This window comes from Neisseria subflava, assembly GCF_024205705.1.
GTDB classification, from domain to species: Bacteria; Pseudomonadota; Gammaproteobacteria; order Burkholderiales; family Neisseriaceae; genus Neisseria; species Neisseria subflava_D.
Map to the genome: position 1 here is coordinate 1,597,234 of NZ_CP073115.1, position 23,822 is coordinate 1,621,055.

The 23,822-nt window shown below is 48.9% G+C and carries 24 protein-coding genes; 7 read left to right on the forward strand and 17 right to left on the reverse strand.

Annotated features, from left to right (window positions below):
* Positions 1 to 75: 75 nt before the first annotated feature.
* Entirely contained in the window at positions 76 to 474 is a 399-nt protein-coding gene (locus KCG54_RS07745; protein WP_254323862.1) for a c-type cytochrome, read from the forward strand.
* Between the two features lie 205 nt (positions 475 to 679).
* Positions 680 to 1,171: a disulfide bond formation protein B gene (locus KCG54_RS07750; RefSeq protein WP_254323863.1), complete on the forward strand. Its 492-nt coding sequence runs from the start codon at positions 680 to 682 to the stop codon at positions 1,169 to 1,171.
* A gap of 59 nt (positions 1,172 to 1,230) precedes the next feature.
* Here KCG54_RS07750 and KCG54_RS07755 read toward each other — a convergent pair whose 3' ends face one another.
* On the reverse strand, positions 1,231 to 1,959 hold the full coding sequence (locus tag KCG54_RS07755; protein ID WP_070826513.1) for a YebC/PmpR family DNA-binding transcriptional regulator: 729 nt from the start codon (positions 1,957 to 1,959) through the stop codon (positions 1,231 to 1,233).
* Positions 1,960 to 2,323: 364 nt separating this feature from the next.
* On the opposite strand from KCG54_RS07755, the gene KCG54_RS07760 reads away from it, so the two are divergent.
* Positions 2,324 to 3,754 (forward strand): alanine/glycine:cation symporter family protein, encoded by a 1,431-nt coding sequence (locus tag KCG54_RS07760; RefSeq protein WP_049335517.1) that lies wholly within the window; start codon positions 2,324 to 2,326, stop codon positions 3,752 to 3,754.
* 58 nt (positions 3,755 to 3,812) lie between these two features.
* Here KCG54_RS07760 and trhA read toward each other — a convergent pair whose 3' ends face one another.
* Positions 3,813 to 4,439 carry a PAQR family membrane homeostasis protein TrhA gene (gene trhA, locus KCG54_RS07765; protein WP_049335514.1) on the reverse strand — a complete coding sequence of 209 codons (627 nt, stop codon included), beginning with the start codon at positions 4,437 to 4,439 and terminating at the stop codon, positions 3,813 to 3,815.
* A gap of 189 nt (positions 4,440 to 4,628) precedes the next feature.
* Here trhA and cysD point away from each other — a divergent pair, with 189 nt between their 5' ends.
* On the forward strand, positions 4,629 to 5,570 hold the full coding sequence (gene cysD / locus KCG54_RS07770; protein ID WP_079453679.1) for a sulfate adenylyltransferase subunit CysD: 942 nt from the start codon (positions 4,629 to 4,631) through the stop codon (positions 5,568 to 5,570).
* A 232-nt stretch (positions 5,571 to 5,802) separates the two neighbouring features.
* On the forward strand, positions 5,803 to 6,366 hold the full coding sequence (locus tag KCG54_RS07775; protein WP_049322739.1) for an RBBP9/YdeN family alpha/beta hydrolase: 564 nt from the start codon (positions 5,803 to 5,805) through the stop codon (positions 6,364 to 6,366).
* Between the two features lie 134 nt (positions 6,367 to 6,500).
* Here the strand turns inward: KCG54_RS07775 and pyrC are convergent, their stop codons facing one another.
* The 3 genes from pyrC to KCG54_RS07790 form a co-directional block, all read right to left on the reverse strand.
* Entirely contained in the window at positions 6,501 to 7,535 is a 1,035-nt protein-coding gene (pyrC, locus tag KCG54_RS07780; protein ID WP_254323864.1) for a dihydroorotase, read from the reverse strand.
* 99 nt (positions 7,536 to 7,634) lie between these two features.
* Complete coding sequence (locus KCG54_RS07785; RefSeq protein WP_254323865.1) at positions 7,635 to 8,228, reverse strand: NMCC_0638 family (lipo)protein; 594 nt, start codon at positions 8,226 to 8,228, stop codon at positions 7,635 to 7,637.
* 12 nt (positions 8,229 to 8,240) lie between these two features.
* A complete protein-coding gene (locus tag KCG54_RS07790) occupies positions 8,241 to 8,465 on the reverse strand; it encodes a sulfurtransferase TusA family protein (protein ID WP_003681929.1) in 225 nt (74 codons plus the stop codon).
* Between the two features lie 109 nt (positions 8,466 to 8,574).
* On the opposite strand from KCG54_RS07790, the gene KCG54_RS07795 reads away from it, so the two are divergent.
* Positions 8,575 to 9,186: a CNP1-like family protein gene (locus KCG54_RS07795; RefSeq protein ID WP_254325003.1), complete on the forward strand. Its 612-nt coding sequence runs from the start codon at positions 8,575 to 8,577 to the stop codon at positions 9,184 to 9,186.
* A 61-nt stretch (positions 9,187 to 9,247) separates the two neighbouring features.
* On the opposite strand, the gene KCG54_RS07800 is transcribed toward KCG54_RS07795, so the two are convergent.
* Positions 9,248 to 10,363: a porin gene (locus KCG54_RS07800; protein WP_254323866.1), complete on the reverse strand. Its 1,116-nt coding sequence runs from the start codon at positions 10,361 to 10,363 to the stop codon at positions 9,248 to 9,250.
* Between the two features lie 388 nt (positions 10,364 to 10,751).
* Between KCG54_RS07800 and KCG54_RS07805 the strand changes: the two genes are divergently transcribed.
* The gene (locus tag KCG54_RS07805) at positions 10,752 to 11,498 is read left to right on the forward strand and encodes a carbonic anhydrase (protein WP_254323867.1); all 747 of its coding nucleotides are present in this window, start codon (positions 10,752 to 10,754) and stop codon (positions 11,496 to 11,498) included.
* 62 nt (positions 11,499 to 11,560) lie between these two features.
* Here the strand turns inward: KCG54_RS07805 and KCG54_RS07810 are convergent, their stop codons facing one another.
* The 11 genes from KCG54_RS07810 to KCG54_RS07860 form a co-directional block, all read right to left on the reverse strand.
* On the reverse strand, positions 11,561 to 13,195 hold the full coding sequence (locus KCG54_RS07810; protein ID WP_004519451.1) for a CTP synthase: 1,635 nt from the start codon (positions 13,193 to 13,195) through the stop codon (positions 11,561 to 11,563).
* Positions 13,196 to 13,319: 124 nt separating this feature from the next.
* The gene (locus tag KCG54_RS07815) at positions 13,320 to 14,975 is read right to left on the reverse strand and encodes an AMP-binding protein (RefSeq protein WP_254323868.1); all 1,656 of its coding nucleotides are present in this window, start codon (positions 14,973 to 14,975) and stop codon (positions 13,320 to 13,322) included.
* A 92-nt stretch (positions 14,976 to 15,067) separates the two neighbouring features.
* Complete coding sequence (mnmA, locus tag KCG54_RS07820) at positions 15,068 to 16,171, reverse strand: tRNA 2-thiouridine(34) synthase MnmA (protein ID WP_128580855.1); 1,104 nt, start codon at positions 16,169 to 16,171, stop codon at positions 15,068 to 15,070.
* 126 nt (positions 16,172 to 16,297) lie between these two features.
* A complete protein-coding gene (locus KCG54_RS07825) occupies positions 16,298 to 16,780 on the reverse strand; it encodes a copper chaperone PCu(A)C (RefSeq protein ID WP_049348010.1) in 483 nt (160 codons plus the stop codon).
* A 131-nt stretch (positions 16,781 to 16,911) separates the two neighbouring features.
* Positions 16,912 to 17,295 carry a diacylglycerol kinase gene (locus KCG54_RS07830; RefSeq protein WP_254325004.1) on the reverse strand — a complete coding sequence of 128 codons (384 nt, stop codon included), beginning with the start codon at positions 17,293 to 17,295 and terminating at the stop codon, positions 16,912 to 16,914.
* A 68-nt stretch (positions 17,296 to 17,363) separates the two neighbouring features.
* The gene (gshB, locus tag KCG54_RS07835) at positions 17,364 to 18,320 is read right to left on the reverse strand and encodes a glutathione synthase (protein ID WP_254323869.1); all 957 of its coding nucleotides are present in this window, start codon (positions 18,318 to 18,320) and stop codon (positions 17,364 to 17,366) included.
* A 115-nt stretch (positions 18,321 to 18,435) separates the two neighbouring features.
* Complete coding sequence (gene recN / locus KCG54_RS07840; RefSeq protein ID WP_254323870.1) at positions 18,436 to 20,097, reverse strand: DNA repair protein RecN; 1,662 nt, start codon at positions 20,095 to 20,097, stop codon at positions 18,436 to 18,438.
* A gap of 199 nt (positions 20,098 to 20,296) precedes the next feature.
* The gene (locus KCG54_RS07845; RefSeq protein ID WP_254323871.1) at positions 20,297 to 22,312 is read right to left on the reverse strand and encodes a BCCT family transporter; all 2,016 of its coding nucleotides are present in this window, start codon (positions 22,310 to 22,312) and stop codon (positions 20,297 to 20,299) included.
* Positions 22,313 to 22,562: 250 nt separating this feature from the next.
* Positions 22,563 to 23,171 carry an SMC-Scp complex subunit ScpB gene (gene scpB / locus KCG54_RS07850; RefSeq protein WP_004519443.1) on the reverse strand — a complete coding sequence of 203 codons (609 nt, stop codon included), beginning with the start codon at positions 23,169 to 23,171 and terminating at the stop codon, positions 22,563 to 22,565.
* 69 nt (positions 23,172 to 23,240) lie between these two features.
* Positions 23,241 to 23,474 carry a glutaredoxin family protein gene (locus tag KCG54_RS07855; protein ID WP_050787142.1) on the reverse strand — a complete coding sequence of 78 codons (234 nt, stop codon included), beginning with the start codon at positions 23,472 to 23,474 and terminating at the stop codon, positions 23,241 to 23,243.
* Between the two features lie 131 nt (positions 23,475 to 23,605).
* Entirely contained in the window at positions 23,606 to 23,806 is a 201-nt protein-coding gene (locus KCG54_RS07860) for a (2Fe-2S)-binding protein (RefSeq protein WP_003681978.1), read from the reverse strand.
* Positions 23,807 to 23,822 lie beyond the last annotated feature (16 nt).

The window sequence follows — 23,822 nt, forward strand, 5'->3', positions numbered from 1 at the left end:
AGCGTTATCATCAAGCTATTAAAACGCAAACCAAGCGTGTGGCCATCAAAAACACTACTCAAAAAGGAACACATCATGACTGCACTCCGCCCTATCCTGCTCCTTCTGACCGCACTCAGCATTCCAACCGCTTTTGCCGCTGATGCCGCGCTGATGAACAAAGGACAAAAAATTTACGAAACCAACTGCGCCGCCTGCCACGGTAAAAAAGGCGAAGGCCGAGGTGCCATGTTCCCGCCTTTATTCCAGTCCGACTATATCAATAAAAAACCGCAAGTGCTGTTGCAAAGCATGACCAAAGGCATCAACGGCCCGATTAAAGTAAACGGCAAATCCTACAACGGCTTCATGCCTTCTACCGCCATCAATGATGCCGATGTTGCCGCCGTTGCCACTTACATCATGAACGCCTTCAATAATGGCGGCGGTACGATTACTGAAGCAGATGTCAAAAAATCTCACGGGAAAAAATAAAACGTCTCTCCCCTAAAGGCCGTCTGAACATTTCAGACGGCCTTTTCGATACGGAACACATTTTCGTTTCTATATTTATGGTTACGCAACATCAACAAACATACGCAAAAAACCGTCAAACCAAAAAAAGCATATGCGTTTTGTGTTAAAGTAAACATTATTTAACGGCTGTTTTGCGTCCAGGCCGTCTGAAAGGTTTTCTGTTATGAACTTTTTCCGCAAGACTGTTTTATTTCTAGTCGTCCTCTCCATATTTGCCGCCTGCGGCTCCTTTATTTCCCAATACGTTTTGGGCATGAATCCGTGCGTATTGTGCATCCTGCAACGCTTGTGCGTATTGGGTGTCGGACTGTTGGCCATTGTTACGGCATTCAGTTCTCAATCTTCCAAATTTGCCCGCTCGCTCTCGGCATTATTGATTGCCGCCCCGGCCGTTTACGGCGCCGGTATCGCCGCCTATCAAATTTGGCTGCAAAGCCTGCCGCCCGGCACCGCCCCTTCTTGCGGCGCACCTTGGACCTTCCGCCTGCGCGACTGGCCTTTGTTCGATTGGTTTGAACCCATCGTCCGCGGCTTTGGCAACTGCGCCGAGCCGGACTATCTATTCGGCGTTGCCCTGCCGGTGTGGAGTATTTTGTATTTCAGCTTCGTGGTATTGCTGCTGTTTTGGGCTTGGTTGAAAACCAGAAAAATCTGATTGGTTTCGATATAAAAAGGCCGTCTGAAATTTCAGACGGCCTTTTGTTCTTTAAACTATTATTCCAAATTCAACACGGCAGAAGTGTAAACATCTTGTACGTCGTCCAAATCTTCCAATGCGTCAATCAGTTTTTGCATCTTAACCGCATCTTCGCCGCTCAACTCAGTTTCGTTTTGGGCGCGCATGGTAACGTCGCCGTCAACAGATTTATAACCTGCCGCCTCCAAAGCCGATTTTACACCGGCCCAGTCGTTTGGCGCGGTAACCACTTCGATGGAACCGTCGTCGTTAGTGATGACGTCTTCCGCACCGGCTTCCAAAGCCGCTTCCATCAGCGCATCTTCGTCAACGCCCGGTTCAAACACCAAATAGCCTTGATGAACGAAGTTGAACGCTACGCAACCGTCGGTACCCAAGTTACCGCCGTTTTTAGTGAACGCATGGCGCACATCGGCAACGGTACGGGTTTTGTTGTCGGTCAGGCAGTCCACCATCAAAGCCGCGCCGCCGATGCCGTAGCCTTCATAACGCAACTCGATGTATTCCACGCCTTCCAGATTGCCCGTACCTTTATCGATGGCACGTTGCACGTTGTCTTTAGGCATATTGTTTTCAGCGGCTTTTTCCAAAGCCAGGCGCAGGCGCGGGTTCGCGCCGGGGTCGCCGCCGCCCATACGGGCAGCAACGGTAATTTCTTTAATCAGACGGGTGAAGATTTTGCCGCGTTTGGCATCTTGTCGGGCTTTTTTGTGTTGGATATTTGCCCACTTACTATGGCCTGCCATGTTGATTCCTTTCGTTTTTTCACGCGTTGAGGCGGAATTTGCTTCATTTGTAAGGCGTGCATTTTATCATAAGTTGCCTTTACCCAAAATATTCAGACGGCCCAAACATCTGCAAAAACAGGCCGTCTGAAAACAAAAAACCTTTTTTAAATAAAGAAGCACATTTTCGGCAACCCTTTGTCAGTTTTTCGTTTTAATTCACGAAGGTTTACGGTATGATGACAAAATCGGTCAAAATTGTTAACAACTTAACCGGTATCGAATGGCAAAACGGCCTGCTCGCCGATATTGCCAAACGCGAAAAATGAGTGGGAGTAGTTACCCGTATCATTTTATTTTTATTGTTTTTATTAAAGGTTTTATTATGGAAGAAATATTGTCTGCTCTGGTGGGTGCAGTCAATCTGGTTCTTTGGGACTACCTGCTGATTTATGCCTTAATCGGTATTGGCCTGTTTTTTACCCTGTACTTGGGCGCGCCGCAAATTACCAAATTGGGGGCGGGTTTTAAAGCCGTTTTCGGCGGCTTGTTCAGCAAAAAAGACAAAGACCACGAAAGCAAATCCCTGTCTCAATTTCAAGCGCTTGCCGTAGCGATTTCTGCGCAAATCGGTACCGGTAACGTTGCCGGTGTCGCCACTGCGATTACTGCCGGCGGCCCGGGGGCCATTTTTTGGATGTGGTTGTCTGCCATTCTGGGCATGTCTACCATTTTTGCAGAAGCCGTTTTGGCGCAAAAATACCGCGTGGTCAGCCACGGCAAATACATCGGCGGCCCTGCGTTTTACATCACGCACGGCCTGACCCCGAAAATCGGCCGTGGCGCGGCGCGTTTCCTGTCCGGCTTTTTCTCCATCGCCTTGATTATCGCGCTGGGTTTCATCGGCAACGCAACCCAATCCAATTCCATCGCCTCGGCCATGAATTTGGCTTTCGATATTCCTCCGATGGCTGTCGGCATTGCTTTGGCGGTATTCGCCGGCCTGATCATCATCGGCGGTATCAACCGCATTGCCGGTATCGCGCAATTTGTCGTGCCGTTTATGGCGGTAATTTACATCTTGTGTGCCGTGATTATTTTGTTCAAATTCTCCGACCACATTATCCCGATGTTCCACAGTATCTTTGTTGCCGCCTTCAATCCCGAAGCGGTATTGGGCGGTGCGGCCGGTATCGGTATGCGCGAGGCAGTCCGCTTCGGCGTGGCACGCGGCCTGTTTTCCAATGAGGCCGGTATGGGTTCGACCCCGCACGCTCACGCGACCGCCAACGTCAAACACCCTGTGCAACAAGGTATGGCCGCGTTTATCGGTATTTTTATCGATACGCTGATGGTCTGCACGGCAACCGCGCTGATTATCCTGCTGACCGATGCCAACCTGTCCGGCGAAACCGGCGCAGCAGTTACCCAACTGGCGTTTAACAAAGCCTTCCCGGGTTTTGGTTCACAATTGCTCGCCGTCTGCCTGACCTTCTTCGCCTTCACCACCATCATCGGCTGGTACTACTTCGGCGAATCCAATATCCGCTTCCTGTTCCGCGGCAAACACTTGGGCATCTACCGCGCACTGGTTTTGGTGGCCATCGTATTGGGTACATTGGGCAAAGTGGATTTGGTTTGGAGTATGTCCGATATGTTCAACGGCTTTATGGTTTTGCCGAACTTAATCGCCCTCTTCCTGCTGCGTAAGGAAATCCGTGCGGTTTATGACGATTATCTGGCGCAAACCAAAGCCGGCAAAGAGTTGACCTACAACTACGAATTCCACGAATTCCACGACAAAAACCCAGATTAACGACAAACAAAAACCTCTCAGTCAAACTGAGAGGTTTTTTATTTCAGGCCGTCTGAAACTACAACACATAAAAATAAATACTGATAAATTGCGTCAAACTGCCTGCTAAGACAAACAAGTGCCAGATACCGTGGCCGTGGCGGATTTTCGTATCGTTGATAAACCAATAAATCCCCGCGCTATACAATACGCCGCCCAACACCAGCCAAAATAATCCACCAGCCGAAAGCGACTGTATCAGCGGCCATACCGCCACCACAATCAGCCAGCCCATCAACACATAAATCACCATCGACAGCAGCCGCTTCTCGCTTTTGCGCCCAATTGTCAGTTCCTGAACAATGCCTAGCAAAGCCAATCCCCAAGACACGCCGAAAAGCGACCAGCCCCAGCCGCCGTGAAGGGTAATCAGCGTAAACGGCGTATAACTGCCTGCAATCAAAAGATAAATCATACAATGATCAACCTTTTGCAAAATCGCCTTGGCCTTAGGCTGCGGAATACTGTGATATAAGGTTGAACCCAAATACAGAAGCAGCAGGCAGATTCCGTAAGTCAGTGCACCGGCAATCCGATAGCCGTCCGCCGATTCCACCGCTTTCACCAGCATCAGCACCAACGCCGCCACTGCCAATAAGAAACCGGCCAAATGGCTGTACGCATTAAATCTCTCGCCGTGATACATAAACCATTCTCATTTCTAAAAGACCAAAGTGTACGCGAAGACAGAGGCTTCGTCAGAGAAATCGGTTTAAAAATAAGTTAAAGCGCAAAGGCCGTCTGAAAAACACGGCCTTGCAATATAACAAAAACATCTTTGCAACAAACAAACCATTCTTTCCCTTTTTCAGACGGCCTCACTAAAGTATCGACTATCGCCAAGGTTGCAAAGAGAGAAAAAATGTCCATCCAAAACCACCACCTCGACTGGCTCGAAGCCGAGTCTATCTACATCATCCGCGAAGTCATTGCCAACGCCCAAAATCCGGCCTTGCTGTTTTCCGGCGGCAAAGACTCAGTCGTATTGCTGGCGCTTGCCGTCAAAGCCTTCCAAATCGAAGGCCGTCCGCTGAAGCTGCCGTTCAAACTCCTGCACGTCGATACCGGCCACAATTACCCCGAAGTCATCCAATTCCGCGACGACACAGTCGCGCGTACCGGCGTACAACTTGTGATCGGTAGCGTAGAAGAATCCATCCGCAAAGGCAGTGTCGTCTTGCGCCGCGAAACCGATTCTCGCAACGCCGCCCAAGCCGTTACGCTGGTTGAAACCATTGAAGAACAAGGCTTTGATGCGCTAATGGGCGGCGCTCGCCGCGATGAAGAAAAAGCGCGCGCCAAAGAACGCATCTTCTCTTTCCGCGACGAGTTCGGCCAATGGGATCCTAAAAACCAACGTCCTGAATTATGGTCGCTCTACAACACACGCCTGTTCCAAGGCGAAAACATGCGCGTATTCCCGATTTCCAACTGGACGGAATTGGACATCTGGCAATACATCGCACGCGAAAAACTCGCCCTGCCGCCGATTTATTACACCCACAAGCGCGAAGTTGTCGAACGCAACGGCCTGCTCGTTCCCGTTACCCCGTTGACCCCAAAACGCGAAGGCGAAATTGCCCAAATCCGTGATGTCCGTTTCCGCACCGTCGGCGATATTTCCTGCACCTGCCCTGTTGCCAGTACCTCCGCCACGCCCGAAGACATCATTGCTGAAACCGCCGCCGCAACCATTTCCGAACGCAGCGCCACGCGCATGGACGACCGCGTATCGGAAGCGGCAATGGAAGAACGCAAAAAACAAGGCTATTTCTAAACCGGTTTTTCAGACGGCCCATATATATTTCAAACCCGAACAACACGGCAAAACCATCTGCCCCTGCCGTGTTGTTTGCTTTATTATTCTTGCAAATATCATTTAACAACAAAAGCTTAATTAAAAATCCTTACCAAGCGACAAACAATAAAACATAAACAAACATGGTATAATAAACGCTTACAGGCAGAGATTTAGACAAAAGTCTCAGGCCGTCTGAAGGAGGAAAAACATGAATCGACGCGTTTATATCGTACATGGCTTTGAAGGCAATCCGCACGGCAACTGGTTTGACTGGCTTTGCGCCCAAATCAAAAGCACCGGCGCACAAGCAATCTCCCTCGCCATGCCCAATCCCGACAAACCAAGCACGACCGCGTGGCAGTTTACCCTTGACCAGCACATCGGCAAGCCCGATGCCCATACCTTCCTAGTCGGCCACAGTCTCGGCTGCATTACCCTCCTTCACTTCCTCAGCCGCCAACAGCCCCAAAAAATCGGCGGTCTGTTGCTTGCCGCCGGTTTTGCCGATACGCTGCCACCCCTGCCTGCGCTTGATGCCTACATTAAAGCAGCGTCGCCCGATTTCGACATCCTGCGCAAAATCGACATGCCCAAACACTGTCTGGTTTCCGACAACGACACCCATGTTCCGCCCGAATTGACTTTGGACATGGCGGCCAAACTCAAAAGCCCTGTTACCCATATTCCTGAAGGCGGCCATTTGATGGCTTCGGACGGCTTTACCCAACTGCCACAGGCTTGGGAAGCGCTGAAACCCATGTTGACCGAATAAACACGCAATATAATTTGGTTTTCAGACGGCCTTGTATGCCTCCTCTCCCCATAACAGGCCGTCTGAATGACAATAAAAAAACAACCTGCCCTTTCAAGCAGGTTGTTTCTTTTTATGTCTCATCGACGGCAAATTTAATATTGCACCGTCCATTCAATCTCGCCGCCGGCCCTCATCGGTACAAGCTCGCCATCGCCGTAAGGTACGCTGGCAGGTACGGTTTGCGTTTGTTTGACCAATGTGATGGTATCGGTATTTTCAGGCAGATCGTAGAAACGCGGGCCGTTTTTAGAAGCAAAGGCTTCCAGTTTGTCCAACGCGCCTGCTTTCTCAAACACTTCGGCATAAAGCTCAATGGCAGTCATCGCGCTGAACATACCGGCGCAACCGCAAGCATTTTCTTTGGCAGTTTTGGCATGTGGCGCAGAGTCCGTGCCGAGGAAAAATTTGTGCGCCTTATCGCCGGTAACGGCGGCAACCAAAGCCTGACGGTGGGTTTCACGTTTGAGTACAGGCAGGCAGAAATGATGAGGACGCACGCCGCCGACCAGAAGGTCGTTGCGGTTGAGCAGCAAGTGTTGCGGTGTCACAGACGCGGCCACATTATCGCCTGCTTCCAATACCAGTCGGGCGGCCTCGGCAGTGGTGATGTGTTCAAATACGACTTTAAGATTCGGCACTTGTGCCAAAACCGGCTTCATCACGCGCTCGATAAAGGCAGCTTCGCGGTCGAAAATATCAATTTCAGGATCGGTGACTTCGCCGTGAACCAAGAACAAAATGCCCTGTTTCGCCATTTCTTCCAACACAGGAATCAGTTTGAACAAGTCGGTCACGCCGGAATCGGAATTGGTGGTTGCGCCTGCTGGATAGAGTTTGAAAGCCACGATACCGGCAGCCTTGGCTTCACGCACAAGTTCGGGAGTGGCGTTGTCGGTCAAATAAAGCGTCATCAACGGCTGGAAGGTGCTGCCTTCTGGCAGGGCGGCCATAATGCGCTCTTTGTATGCTTGGGCATCGGCAACGCTGACGACGGGCGGCTTCAGGTTGGGCATGATAACCGCGCGGCCCATTTGTCGGGCGGTGTACGGGACAACGGCTTTGAGCGCGTCGCCGTCGCGCAGGTGTAAGTGCATATCGTCGGGGCGGATGATGGTCAGGGTTTGCATAGCTTACTTTCGAGTGGTTTGGTTTGATAATGTTTCAGACGGCCTCTATTCGGCGGTAACGGTTTCTATCGATTTGATGTTTTTTAATCGTCAACCGGCCTAAGGCAAAACGGCGGCCTTATTGTCGTAAGAATGATGGGTCAAATAAAAAACAGCCTGTACCGGAAAATGCTCGGACGACGTTGTTTTGACGGTCAGCAAGGTTTCTTTCGGACTGCCGGACGCGCGCCATGCGTAGGAAATCTGGCGCATAGGCAACGGGGCTTCCGACAAATTATCGGCACGCAACTCAGCGTTCAAACCTTGCGGCGGATTTTCTGCCAAAGCCAAAAATTGTTTGAAAATCAGATGATCGTCGGCTTTGGCCGTACGCACACTGCAACTGTCTTCAGTCAGGCTCAAATAATAATCTGCGCCGTTTTCCGTTTTCTTCCAAATGCTTAATGCCTCCAAATCCATCATTCCGGCAGGCAAATCGGCAATATCTTTTTTCGACAATAAAACCAGTTTGTTGGCATTGGCAAACTCGCCGACAAGGGCGGCATCGCCGTCTGCGGCCGCACAGCTTTGGCGGAACAAGTCGGTTACATTTTGGGCATAATCGGCAGTGTTCTGCGGCGAAACGCCTTCATTGCCGCATGCACTGAGGCAGACGGCCAATACAGCGGCAGACAACGCGACGGCTTTAGACATTTCAGACGGCCTTTATTTGTGCTTCAACACCAGCTTGAACACGCCGTCGGCCTCGCTCGATTCCAACAAAACATGTCCGGTCTGACGGCAAAACGCTTCAAAATCGCCGGGCGCGCCACCATCGGTAGCCAATACGGTCAGCACTTCGCCTTCCTGCATTTGCGCCAAAGCTTTTTTAGCACGCAAAATCGGCAGAGGGCATTTCAAACCAATGACATCCAGAGTTTGTGTATTCATGATGAAAACTCGTCATATTAATCAGAATTAACGTCAATTATACCGCACTTACTTGCACCCCACCCTGCAAGCCCATAAAATAAAGCCGTTTTTCACTTTGGAGCTGTCTATGCGCCGTTTTGCCCTTCTCGCTCTCAGCCTTGCCGCGACTCAAGCATTTGCTTTGGGTTTCAGCCAAAAGGATACGCTGACCAACACGCGTTATCAGGAAAGCCCTGAAGAAGTTGCCGCACGCGAATTTAAAGAACACAAAGCCGAGTTGCCGCCCCTGCCCGATACCCAATCGGGGGATTGGTTCGACCTCTATGTCAACGAAACCTACGGCAAGCAGCCCAAAATCCTGCTCAGCAGCCTGCAAATCATGCCTGCGCCGGACAACAGCATCCGCTACGTCTTGAACGTGCGCTCCGACAAAGGCTACGACAACCTCTCCGTCGAAGGCCTCTATTGCGCCCGCACATCCTTTACTTACAGCAACGACAAGCGTTCGTCTTATAAAATATTCGCTTACGGCGATACAGTAAACCGCCGCTGGATTGAGCCGCGCAAAGGCGATTGGAAGCTGATCGGCAATGCGTTCAGCCGCAACGACGCCCTGCACACTGCGCTGTATCAGGCATTCTGTATCGACGGCATGCCGACAACGGTCGAAGGTTTGGTACAACGTTTGAAAGAACGTGGCGGCCGTCACGGTACCACGCTGAGCAACCACGACAAATAAACCTGTTCAATCAACAAAAAGGCCGTCTGAAATTTCAGACGGCCTTGTCTTTCTAGACGGCTTAGAATTTGTGATACAGGCCTACAGAAGCGGCTTTTTGTTCAATACCGCCTTTGTTGGCTGCAGTCAGGCGGGTTTTATTGCCGACTTTCAGATACGCCAGTTGGGCGACTACGCCGGTGCGTTTGCTGAAGGTATATTGACCGCCGACAACGACTTGGTCAAATTTATCCACCAATTTTTCGCCGCTGTTCACGCCCTTGGCAGGCCAACCGTGCGCGTAAGTAATGCGTGGTGTAACATTGCCCAATTTGTAGCCGACAGTTACCGCTGCATCAACCACTTTTACGGCTTCCTCTTTACCTGAGTCGGCAGTGATGACACTACCCTTGTACTCATTAAAACCATCGGTGAAATAACCTAAATATTCGTTGCCTGTCTCATGGCCTTTGGCATAGTGTACGCCGCCGCCGACAAAGAGATTGTCTTTATCGTAATAAGTTTCGACTTTGGCGATTTGCGCCGCTTTGACTTTGCCTGATTTGTCGGTGTACGCGCCGTTGTAGTGGCCGTAAGCCGCATTGGCGGTAAAGCCGTTTTTAGAGAAGCTCACGCCGCCGGTGTATTGGTCTTTGGCCGGTTTGGTGTGCGTGTATTTATCTGAAGGATTGCGGTTGTCGCGCGGTGCGTAAGACACGTTGAATTTGAATCCGCCAAAATCCGGGCTGTCGTAGCGTACAGCGGCGTTACGGTTGCCGGTACGGGTAAAGATGCCCAAGCCTGCGGCATTGGTTTTATACATCCATGGATCGATGGTGTCCATTTCGTTCAGCATATTGCTGAGTTTACCGGCGCGAATCTTACCGAATTTACCTTGCAAACCGACGAAGGAATCACGAGTGGCAAAACCTTGAGAACCGCCGGTAATGGCCGTTTTTTGTTCAACTTGCCAGATAGCTTTCAAATCGCCACCCAAGTTTTCGCTGCCTTTGAAACCGATGCGGGAGGTATTGTCATTGATGCTGGTTGCGGTGGAGCTGGTTTCAGAACCTGCATCACCTTTGATTTTGACCTGACCGACGGTCACGCTGCTTTTGATTTGACCATACAGAATGACTTCTGCAGATGCAGCCAGCGGCAAACCGGCAATAACCAAAGCGATAATCGATTTTTTCATTATTCTCTCCAAAACAAAGTTAAAATCTCGTGAAAACACGTTTAGCGATATTAATATTTTCCAACGCTACAAACAACTACTTTCATCTTGATAGACACTTTTATTCATTAGAGTTTAGACTTTTTACAACATTTTTAAATAAAACAGGCCGTCTGAAAGAAATTTCAGACGGCCTCTCCCATTCAAAGTCACGGCAAGGACAATCATCCCTCTTATTGCAATCATTTAATCAAAAATGATTGCTTGATAAATGTTTGCCATATATCAACCCAACACTCCCAAATTGCCACTATCATTAACTTACTTCTTATGAAGAAGTTTTTTTATATCAATAATTTATTTGGTATAAACTTTTCCTTTTACCTAATATAAATAAATAGGAGCCTTTATGTTGAACGAACATCTCTTTTTATCTTTGCTAATGGCTGTCTCTACTGCAACGGTATCCGCCGAAACCCATCATGTACATTGGTCTTACACAGGTGAAAACGATGCTGCACACTGGGGCGATTTGAGTGAAGACTTTGCTGTCTGCAAAACAGGCAAACAGCAATCTCCAGTGGACTTCTCCACGACAAAAACAGTAAAAGGCAAACAACCGGCATACCGTTACAACGTCGCCGACTACAAAGTAGAAAATAACGGCCATACCCTTCAAGCCACGCCGCAAGGCAAAGCCCAAACCATCGTGATTAACGGTAAAACCTATACCTTCAAACAATTCCACTTCCATACGCCGAGCGAACATACTTTCAAAGGCAAACATTTCCCGATGGAAGCGCATTTCGTCCATCAAGCCGAAGACGGCACTTTGGCGGTCATCGGCTCTGTATTTAAACCGGGCAAAAACAACCCTGCCTTGTCCGCCCTCACTGCCAAAAAACTGAAAGCGGGCGAATCCGTAACGTTGAAAAACTTGAATATCCAAGCCCTGCTGCCTAAAGATAGCAAGTCATTCCAGCTGAAAGGCTCGCTGACAACACCGCCTTGCAGCGAAAACGTGACTTGGGTTGTCTTAAAAACTCCGGTTCAGGCAGATGCGGCGCAGTTTAAAGCCATACGCGACATTATCGGCGGCGAAAACAACCGTCCCGTACAACCTTTGAACGACCGCGAAGTCAATGAAGACAAATAACTTCTAAGGCTGTCTGAAAACAAAAAAGCACCCGGAAACGGGTGCTTTTTCAATCACATCAATCAGGCTTTTTTGTTACCCAACGCAGCTTTCACAAACGCGCTGAATAAAGGATGGCCTTTGCGCGGATTGGAAGTGAATTCCGGATGGAACTGACACGCGAAGAACCAAGGATGATTTGGCAATTCGATGGTTTCAACCAAACGCTCGCGGCCTGCGGATACGCCACCGATGACCAAACCGGCTTTTTCCAACTGAGGAACATAGTTGTTGTTGACCTCGTAGCGGTGGCGATGACGTTCGCGGATATGTTCGCTGCCGTAGATTTTTGCGGCAAGACTGCCCGGTTTGAGGTCAACTTCTTGCGCACCCAAACGCATGGTACCGCCCAAATCGGCAGATTCGTCACGGGTTTCTACGCTGCCATCTGCAGTTTGCCATTCGTCAATCAGGGCAACGACAGGCGCGGCGCATTTCAAGTCAAACTCGGTAGAGTTTGCACCTTTCAAGCCTGCAACATCGCGGGCGTATTCGATCAGGGCGATTTGCATGCCCAAACAGATGCCCAAATATGGTACGTTGTTTTCACGTGCATAACGTACGGCGGCAATTTTGCCTTCTACGCCGCGTGAACCGAAGCCGCCCGGCACCAAAATCGCGTCCATGTCTTTGAGCATGGAAACGTCGCCATTGCCCTTCTCAATGCTTTCGCTGTCGACGAAGGTAATTTGTACGTCAGTTTCAGTGTGAATACCGGCATGTTTCAGGGCTTCGATCAATGATTTGTAGGACTCGGTCAAATCAACGTATTTGCCGACCATCGCAATTTTGACGGTGTGTTTCGGATTTTGAATCGCGTGAACGATTTTCTTCCATTCGGTCAAATCGGCTTGTTTGACATTCAGTTGAAGCTGCTCGGTAATAATGCTATCGATGCCTTGGTTGTGCAGCATTTCCGGGCATTCGTAAATACTGTCCACATCGTAACTACCCACGATGGCACGTTCTTCAACGTTACAGAACAATGCAATCTTACGGCGCTCGTCCGCAGGCATTTCTCTGTCCATACGGCAGATCAGGATGTCCGGTTGCAAACCAATGCTCAACATTTCTTTAACGGTATGCTGGGTCGGTTTGGTTTTGATTTCGCCGGCGGCGGCAATGTAAGGAACATAGCTCAGGTGGGCAAACAATGTATTGTTGCGGCCGAGCTGGCTGCGCATTTGACGGATGGCTTCCAAGAAAGGCAACGATTCGATATCGCCGACTGTACCGCCGATTTCGACAATCGCCACATCATAACCGGCCGCGCCTTCATGGATACGGCGTTTGATTTCATCGGTAATGTGCGGAATCACTTGTACAGTACCGCCCAAATAGTCGCCACGACGCTCTTTGGCAATCACGTTTTCATAGACTTGGCCGGTACTGAAGCTGTTGCGGCGGGTCATGGTGGCGTTAATGAAACGCTCGTAGTGACCGAGGTCGAGGTCGGTTTCCGCGCCGTCATCGGTCACGAATACTTCACCGTGTTGAAACGGGCTCATGGTACCCGGGTCAACGTTGATATACGGGTCGAGTTTAAGCATGGTCACGTTCAAGCCACGCGACTCGAGAATAGTAGCAATAGAAGCGGCGGCGATACCTTTACCCAAAGAAGATACAACGCCGCCGGTTACGAAAATAAATTTAGTCATGATGTGATACCCATGTTGGAATGTGTAATTTTAACTTGAAGCAGCATATTCTGGCAAACGGCAAAAGCTTCAGGCCGTCTGAAAACAGCGTTTTCAGACGGCCTTATCATACTGATTCTGTATATCAGCGCAGCTCGCGGCGCAGGATTTTGCCAACGTTGGATTTTGGCAACTCGTCGCGGAATTCGATGTCTTTCGGCACTTTATACGCCGTCAGTTCTTTGCGGCAGAAATCGATCAGTTCTTCCTTGGTCAAAGACGGATCTTTGCGTACGACGAAAACCTTAATCGCTTCGCCGGTTTTCTCACTTTTCACGCCGATACAGGCGACTTCCAAGACTTTGTCGTTGCTGGCCACCACTTCTTCAATTTCGTTCGGATACACATTGAAACCGGATACCACAATCAAATCTTTTTTGCGGTCCACCAGCTTCAGCCAGCCTTTTTCATCCATCACGGCAATGTCGCCGGTCTCTAAAAAGCCGCGTGCATCGATTGCTTTGGCGGTTTCTTCCGGACGGTTCCAATAGCCTTTCATCACTTGCGGGCCGCGTACCCACAATTCGCCCGGCTGTCCGATAGGCACTTCTTTGCCGTCCGCATCGCGTAATTCGACTTCGGTCGAAGGAACCGGCAAACCGATACCGCCGCTGTAAGCCTCGATATTCAAAGGATTGCAACATACGCCCGGGCTGGCTTCGGTCAAACCGTAAGCTTCCACAATCGGCGTACCGGTGATTTTTTTCCATTTTTCCGCAACGGCTTTTTGCGTTGCCATACCGCCGCCCAAAGTCAGTTTCAAACGGGAAAAATCGACTTCGGCAAAATCCGGACGGTTGACCATTGCATTAAACAGGGTATTCACACCGATGAACACGCTGATCGGCTCTTTTTTCAATTCGCCGATAAACCCCTTCATATCGCGAGGGTTGGTAATCAGGATGATTTTAGAACCGGTATTGGCGAAAATCATCAGGTTTACCGTCAAGGCAAAGATATGATAAAGCGGCAACGCGGCAATAACCGTTTCTTTGCCTTCGTGCAGGCTGTTTTTAATCCATTCTTTTGCCTGCAACATATTGGCGCAGATATTGCCGTGACTGAGAACGGCACCTTTTGCCAAACCGGTCGTGCCGCCTGTATATTGCAGCAAGGCAGTATCGTCGCGTGTCAACTCGACTGGTTTGAACGTATTTGCTGCACCTTGCTTCAAGGCCGTCTGAAAAGTCACGGTATTGGGAATGCGGTATTCCGGTACCATTTTTTTCACTTTGCGGATGACGAAGTTCATCAACGCGCCCTTAATCATGCCGAACATCTCGCCGACCGATGCCACAATCACATGTTTGATTTGCGTACGCGGCAACACCAATTCTAGCGTATTGGCAAAATTCTCCAACACGACAATCGTTGTCGCACCGCTGTCTTTCAACTGATGCTCCAACTCGCGCGGCGTATAAAGCGGATTGGTATTTACTGCCACCAAACCTGCCTGCAAAATACCGAAAAGCGCAATCGGATATTGCAAAACGTTCGGCATCATAATCGCCACACGCTCACCGCGCGGCAGTTTCAATACGTTTTGCAGATAAGACGCAAAATCGGTCGCCAACTTGCCCACTTCGGCATAAGTCAGCGTTTTACCCATGTTTTGAAAAGCAGGTTTATCCGAAAATTTCTCAACACTTTGACGGAATACGTCGCTGATGGAGCTGTACTGAGAGATATCGATTTCGGGGTTGACACCTTGTTCGTAGCTTTTGAGCCAGAGTTTTTCCATATTGATCAGTCTTTTATTGAGTCGTTTTTTAGAATCGAGGCCGTCTGAAGGCTTTATTTAATCCGCCGCTTCGTTTTCAGACGGCCCTTTTATTAAGCAGTAATGATGACAGGCTTGTCGGTGGACATAATGATACCGCCGCCCAAGCACACATCGCCGTCGTACAATACCGCAGATTGTCCGGGGGTTACCGCCCATTGCGGCTCATCAAAGACAAGCTCAATGGTTTCATCATCCAAGTAACGTAACGTGCAAGGCGCGTCAGCCATACGGTAGCGCGTTTTGCAGGTATAGCGTCCTTCTTTCGGACGTTCGGGCAATGTGAAACTCAAATCGTTCATAATCAGGCTTTGCGTATAAAGCAAAGGATGGTCATGGCCTTGGACGACAATCAGTTCGTTTTTGGTCAAATCCTTGGCCGCAACAAACCATGGTTCTCCTGCGCCGCCGATACCCAAGCCTTTGCGTTGGCCCAACGTGTAAAACATCAAGCCGACGTGTTCGCCGACTACTTTGCCTTCAGGGGTAACCATTTTGCCATTATTGGTCGGTAGGTATTTTTGCAGAAATTCGCGGAACGGGCGTTCGCCGATAAAGCAGATGCCGGTACTGTCTTTTTTGGTTGCAGTCGGTAATTTGAATTCTTCGGCAAGATGGCGGACTTCAGGTTTCTCCAATTCGCCCAATGGGAAAATCGCGCGCTCAAGTTGGAAAGGCTTGAGGCGGTACAGGAAATAGCTTTGGTCTTTGTTTTGATCCAAGCCTTTGAGCAGGTAATGCACGCCGTTGCGAACTTCTTTTCGGGCATAGTGTCCGGTGGCAATGGTATCGGCGCCCTGCTCTATGGCATAGTCCAAAAAGCATTTGAATTTAATTTCGGCATTGCACAAGACATCCGGATTTGGCGTGCGGCCTGCGCTGTATTCTTTGAGAAAATAGGCAAATACGTTGTCTTTGTATTGTGCGGCGAAATTGACGATGTCGATGTCGATGCCGATGATATCGGCAACGGCAATGGCATCGAAGGAATCTTGTTTGATGCTGCAATATTCGTCGTTGTCGTCATCCTCCCAGTTCTGCATGAACACGCCGCTGATTTGATGGCCTTGCTGTTTGAGCAGGGCCGCGGTAACGGATGAATCGACGCCGCCGGAAAGGCCGACGATGATGTTTGCTGGTGTGTTGTGAGTATTCATGAGCAGAATGTGGGTTTCAAATGCATTTTTTAAAGCGTGATTTTAGCACATTTTGATTTGACGACAGGAAAGGCCGTCTGAAAGCCCAATGACTTTCAGACGGCCTTTATATGCAAATTCAAGCAATTAGTGCTGATGCGCGCCACCGTGAGCACCGTGGTCGTGACCGTGATCCATACCGGATTGTGGTGCAGTTTTCACTTCCAGCTCGACAGTTTGAGGTTTCGCGTTTTTGAATTTCAGGGTTACAGGCACTTTTTCGCCTTCTTTCAATTGTTTTTTCAAACCCATGAACATAACGTGGTAGCTGCCTGGTTTCAGCTCGGTTACGCCTTTTGCAGCCAAAGGCACGCCGCCTTTAACTTCGCGCATACGCATAACACCGTTGTCGTTAATATGGGTGTGTACTTCAACGCGTTCTGCAACAGGGCTGCTGCCGCCTACCAAGAAGTCTTGTTTGGCTTCATCGTTTTGGATTTTCATGAATGCGCCACCCATTTTCATACCTTCGACAGTGGCACGTGCCCAACCGTCTTCAATATGGATACCGGCTGCAGATACGGAAGTTGCCAAGCCTGCCAGAATCAGGGTTGCCATTAATTTTTTCATGTTTTGCTCCTTGTGTTTGCCAAATGGCTGGGATATACAGCTTTCATCTTACAACCAAAGGCCGTCTGAAAACTTTGATATAGATTAATTAATACTATCTAATCCTAATGAATTACCATATTACCACATTTTTAAGCAGTTAATGCAATAATCCAAACAATAAATAACATGAACAAAGCCATCAGTTGCGCGGCCGAACCGGCATCTTTGGCACGCTTGGCCAGCTCGTGTTTTTCAGTAGAGGTATGGTCAACGGCTGCCTCGATGGCGGTATTAAACAATTCGGTAATCAATGAAATAAACGATGCAACAATGAGCACCATTTTGGTGGCCGGGCCGAAATCAAGGAACAATGCCAAGACAATTAAAATCAGGTTCAGCCAAAGAACTTGGCGAAATGCGCTTTCATAACGATACGCGGCAGCCAGTCCGTCTTTGGAATAACCAAACGCATTGATAATGCGCTTGATGCCGTTTTTGCCTTTTTTTTCAGATGCGTAGGAGGATGGTTCCATCATATTCTCAACATAAAAAGGCCGTCTGAAAAGAAACGGTCGGGTCAATTTTCAGACGGCCTTTGGGTTTATTGTTTTGCCCAAGATGCTACGGCATTTGCGAACATGGCGGCAACGTCGAAATCTTTTTGCTTCATGATTTCTTGGAAGCCGGTCGGGCTGGTTACATTGACTTCGGTCAGGTTGTTGCCGATGACATCCAAACCGGCAAGCAAAATACCGCGACGCTTCAATTCAGGCGCAAGGGTTTCTGCAATTTCACGGTCGCGCTCGCTCAATTCCTGCGCCACGCCTCGGCCGCCAGCAGCCAAGTTGCCGCGCGTTTCGCCGTTTTGCGGAATACGCGCCAAAGCATACGGAACAACTTCCCCGCCGATAATCAGAATGCGCTTGTCGCCATGTACGATTTCAGGAATATAACGTTGCGCCATGATGGTGCGTGAATCAAGCTGCATCAGGGTTTCAAGGATACTGCCGATATTGGGGTCGGATTCGATCAGACGGAAAATGCCCATACCACCCATGCCGTCCAACGGTTTGATGATGATGTCGCCGTGTTCTTTCAAAAAGGCACGGACATCGGCGGAACGTGTGGTAACCAAAGTCGGCGCGGTAAACTGGCTGAAGTTCAAAATCGCCAATTTCTCATTGAAATCACGCATTGCTTGTCCGCTGTTAAATACTTTTGCGCCCTGCTGCTCTGCCAAAGTTAAAAACTGGGTCGCATACAGATATTGCATATCAAACGGCGGATCAGTGCGCATAATGACCGCATCGAAATCTTTTAAGGCCGTCTGAACTTTTGCTTCTGATTTAAACCATTCGTGATCGTCATCGTTCTTCGCACCGACAAACTCAAATGCTGCTGCCTGAGCCACTACCAAACCTTCACGGACGGACAATTCTCCGCTCAAGGTATGAAAAAGCTGCCAACCGCGCTTTGCCATTTCACGCATCATGGCGTAAGTAGTGTCTTTATAGGTTTTAAAACTTGCCATTGGATCGGCGATAAACAGGACTTTCATCAAAATTTCCTTGTAAACAGACGATATAATCATACCTTGTATTCTGCCTGCCTGAAAAGGTGGCAAAATATAGAAAAGGCCGTCTGAATCCTATTTTCAGACGGCCTTGAGGCTTTTAGGCGGCTGCCAAATGCAAGAGTTCGGCGGCATGGCTGCGTGTGGTATCGGTAATAATTTCGCCACCCAGCATACGCGCGATTTCCTCAATGCGCTGATGATGGTTCAACACGCTGATTTCGCTGACGGTTTGCTCCCCTTCGCTATGCTTGCGGACCTGCCAATGGTTTTCACCGCAAGAGGCGACTTGAGGAAGATGGGTTACCGCCAAGACTTGATGTTTTTTACCTAAGGCACGCAAAGCTTTACCGACCATTTCGGCGACGCCGCCACCAATACCGGTATCCACTTCGTCGAAAATCAATGTCGGCACTTGCGTGTATTGGCTGGCAACCACTTGCAAAGCCAAGCTGATACGCGCCAATTCGCCGCCGGAAGCCACTTTATTCAAAGGTCGGGACGGATTGCCTTTATTCGCCGCCACTTGGAATTGTACCTGCTCCAGACCATGTGCGGTCGGCGAAGACGGCAACAAGACGATGTCAAAACGTGCGCCCTTCATGGCCAAATGTTGCATATGCTCGGTGGTCTCTTCGCCCAAACGACCAGCCGCCTGATGACGCATGGCGGAGAGAATATGCGCGGCTTCGTGGTATTCGGCAAGATTGCGTGCGACTGTATTTTCCAAGGCTTCCAAATCGGCAGCCGCGTGCAGGTTTTGCAGGCGCTCGTCAATTTCTGCCAACTTTTGCGGCAACTCTTCCGGCTCAATGCGGTATTTGCGCGCCATGCTCATCAATTCGCCCATACGGCTTTCTTGTGCGGCCAATTCATTAGGATCGATGTCGCTGCGACCGGCCACATCACGCATATTGGCACTGATTTCACCCAATTCAGCTTCAATACTTGCCAGCATATTCAGACTTTCGGCAAAGCGCGGCTCAATGTTTTGCAGATTGCCCAGCAGTTTTTGGCATTGATAGATTCGACGTTGGATGCCGTTGTCTCCGTCTATGCTGTCGCCCACCTGCTCGGCGGTTTGTAGCAACTCGGCCGAATGCGCCAGGCTGTCGTGGCTTTGGCTTAAAGTTTCCCATTCGTTGGGTTTGAGATCTAATTGGTTCAATTCATTAAGCTGCCATTCCAAACGCTCGCGTTCGATGGCCATGGATTCTGCCTGCTCTTGCGCTTCTTGCAATGCCTTTTTCGCATTGACCCAATTTTGATAAAGCTGTTTGACCGTTTCTGCCTGCTCTTTGCTGCCGGCAAACGCATCCAATAACTCGCGTTGCGCAGACTCTTGATTCAACGAATGATGGGCATTTTGGCCGTGAATATCGATTAACTGCTCGCCGATGGCTTTCAGCTGCACCAATGTTGCTGCCTGATTATTGATATAACTGCGGCTTTTACCCTTGGCATCGATAATACGGCGGATGCTGAGCTCTTCGGCATCTTCTTCCAAAAGGCCTTGCTCCTGCAGCTGCGCTTTCAGCTCAGGCAAACCGCTGATGTCGAACAAAGCCGACAACTGCGCTTCTTTGGCGCCGCTGCGCACTTGGCTGTAATCGGCTTTATCGCCCAACAACAGGCCAATCGCATCCAGAGTAATCGATTTGCCTGCGCCGGTCTCGCCCGTCAATACGGTAAAGCCGTTTTGAAAATCAAGATTCAGGTTTTCAACAATGACAAAATCACGCAAAGAAAGTGCCAACAGCATTGCAGTATTCCTTAGTAAATCACCCGCATCTATGCGGAATAGCTTTAGATAAGTTGATTATAACTAAGATTTTTTATAGTTTAAATCAGATTTTTCTTATAATTTATCTAAGATATTTATTTTAAACAAATTATTTTTTAAGCGGGCAATAAAAAGGCCGTCTGAATATTGCTACATGTTCAGACGGCCTAAATTTATTTTACTCTGCCAGTTCCACTTGTTCATGCCCCATCAATTCCTGCCCTACTCCTGCAAGCAGGTTCAGATAACGCTCATACTGCTTGAGCATATCGGCAATCAATTCTTTTTGCGTCATATATTGCACATCGTATCCATCGCGCCCATCCGAAAAATACGTCAACGGTATGAACGTTGCCGCATATTTGAAATGAGGCAGGCTGTCTTCACGAATCAACTGGTCGGTAATTTCCCGCTTTACGGATTTAATCCCATAGACAAAATCCCTTACTGTCCCTTTATGCACCACCAGCTCCACCGACGGCTCATCCTGTTGCAACAGGCAACGGATTTCTACGTCCATATTGTATTTTTCGGTCAATTCGTCTTTCAATTCCTGCATTGCCGGAAGCGCCGTATTTTTCATAAATTTGATGATATCGACTTCCTGCGTCTGATTCATCATTTGACCAAGGCGTTCCCTCCAATGATCACCCGACCAGAAAATACTGCCCGGATTGACGGCGGTTGCAAAATAGTTGGCATCGTTGTTCAGGGCTTTCCACAAAGAAACCATCATAAAAATCATCAACACCGCAAACGGCAGAGACGCAATCAGGGTCATGGTTTGCAAAATAGGCAAACCGCCGGCACCCAACAACACAATAGCCACAGCCGAAATCAACACACCCCACATAACCGATTGCCACTTGGGCGAAGCCAGCCCTTTATCACGCGAAGCAATATTGTTCAGCACATAAATGCCCGAGTCGGCAGAAGTGATAAAAAACAGCGAAATCACCAGCAATGCTACCAAGCTGCTGACAACCGGCCACGGCAAATAATTCAAAAAGGCAAACAACAATTTTTCAGGCTCGTTGGTCAAGGCAGACAAGGCGCCGTTTGCCACATGCGTGTCCAGCCACAAGGCCGAATTGCCAAATACAGTAAACCACAAAATACTCATCAGGCTAGGCACTGCCAATACGCCAAAAATAAATTCGCGGATGGTCCTGCCTCGTGAAATTCGGGCAATGAACAAACCGACAAAAGGCGACCACGAACACCACCAAGCCCAATACAGCACCGTCCAGCCGGTAAACCATTTTGTATGCTCAGGCTCATAGGTATATGACTTAAAGCTGAACGAAACGAAGTTGCTCAAATAAGTGCCCAAATTGTCGCTGAATGCGAAAATCAAATACGTCGTCGGCATACTCAACAAGACAAACAACAGCAATGACAGTGCCAAGACCAAGTTGGTTTCACTCAAAATTTTGACGCCTTTGCCTACGCCCGAAGTTGCGGAAAATATGGCAATCGCCATCACAACAACGATAATGCCGACCTGCAAGACATAGCTGTTGTCCTGCACCCAGCCCATCTTCAACAAACCGGAACCCATTTGTGCCGCGCCAAATCCCAAGGTTGTGATAATACCGAACAAAGTCGCAATCAAAGCCATCACATCGATGGCATCGCCCATTTTGCCGTTGATTTTGTCTTTTAAAATCGGATAAAAGCAGGAGCGCAACGCCAGCGGCAATTTATAGCGGAAACCGAAATACGCCAAGGCAAGCGCAATGATTCCGTAGATTGCCCAGGCATGAATCCCCCAGTGGAACACCGTATGCAGAATCGCCTCTTGCGCATTGCCTTTGGCAATCGGGGAAGAGAAATGCGATAAAGGCTCGGCCACCCCGAAAAACATTAAGCCCACGCCCATACCGGCCGCAAACAGCATGGCCAGCCATGATAAAAACGAAAACTCAGGTTCGTCCTCGTTTGTACCCAGCCTAATACTGCCGAAGCTGCTGATGGGAAGCGCCAATAAGAAAATAAGGAATACAGAGAAAGTCAGAATGTAAAACCAACTGACATTTTGAAAAATAAACTGCTTCATGGCATTTAACAAAGCCTCAGTATTTTGAGGCCAAACCAAAGCAGCTGACAAAAGCAAAAGGACGAAGAAAAGCGTAATACCGACCACGCTTGGGTTGAAAGAAGATTTGTTTTGAATGAATTGTTTGAATTTCATATCGGTTCCGTAGTTGATACAGCGCATATTTGAAGAACAAACGGGCTGCCGATTGATAAAGAGGGAAACGTTTCCGTATGCCTTCTCAAACTATTACAGAATGAGAGATATTTATTCTAATAATTTTTAAATTATATCATAAAATCAATAAGTTATTAAAATAGATGAAAATTATATTTAAAATCATGATGTTATACAACAATAAAGGCCGTCTGAAACATAATTATTTCAGACGGCCTTTACATTCAAATCAGTTAATCAGTCTGCTTCCTGATTCTACTGCTTCTTCAGCCTCCTCATCGCCTGTCGGCGGCGTTTCCATCAAATCAGGCAACACCAGCTCGCCCAATTCAGTCAGTGGCGGCAATTCTTCCAAACTTTCCAAACGCAAATCGCTTAGGAATGTTGCTGTTGTCGCCCACAAAGCCGGACGGCCGACAGAATCACGGTGGCCGATGACTTCAATCCAGCCCCTATCCTGCAAGGTTTGCATGACATTTTGCGACACCGCCACACCGCGTATGCCTTCAATATCGCCACGCGTTACCGGTTGCTGATAGGCAATAATCGCCAGCGTTTCCATCACGGCACGGGAATAACGCGGCGCGCGCTGCTCTTGCAGGCTGCCCAGTCGTTCAAAGGCGGCTTGGGCGATTTGGAAACGCCAGCCCTCATGGGTATGCACCAGTTGCAAAGCCCTGCCCTGCCAGCGGGCCTTCAGTTGCGCCAACACGTCAATCAGCTTGTCTTGCGACAACGGCGGCACGCACAATTCGCGCATGGCTTTTTCGTTTAAGGGTTCGACTTGCGTCAACAGCGCCGCTTCAATCAGCGCATCGGGAGAAAGTTTTTCAGTCATAATAAAATCAATGTTCAGACGGCATAAACAGCCAAAAGCCGTCTGAAAGATAATATGGTCAACGGTTTGTTACGCGCTCAAATGCGCTTTCAGTTTTTCTTCGTCCAAAAACCAATGGCAGATTTCGGTATCGCCATCCAGCAAAACAGGCACCAGCTCATTGTACTTTTCTTCTAAAACCGGATCTTCATCAACATCGACAACATCCAGCCCAAATCCAAACTGCTCCTGATAAGGCTTTAATTGTTCGCGCATTTTGTGGCACAGGCTGCAATATTCCCGAAACATCAAGGTCAGTTTCATGGCGGTTACTCTCGGAGGGACAAAAGCGGCCATTGTATAGCAAAATGCCGCCAAACCATACAGGCATAACAAAGGCCGTCTGAACAGGCGCGAGATAACGCCTTCAGACGGCCTTTGTGTGTATTCTGAAATTAAGACTGAACGTTAATACCTGCAGTCACGGTATTTTGGGCACTGCTTGCTGTCAAAAACGATGCAGCCAATTCGCCGCAGCAACCGCAACAAGTCGCCACGCCCAATTGAGCCTGCAAATCGCTCATGGTGGTTGCACCGGCGGCGATGGTCTCTTTGATGTCGTGGTCAGTAATGGCGTTGCAGATGCAGACAAACATGATGTGCTCCAATAAT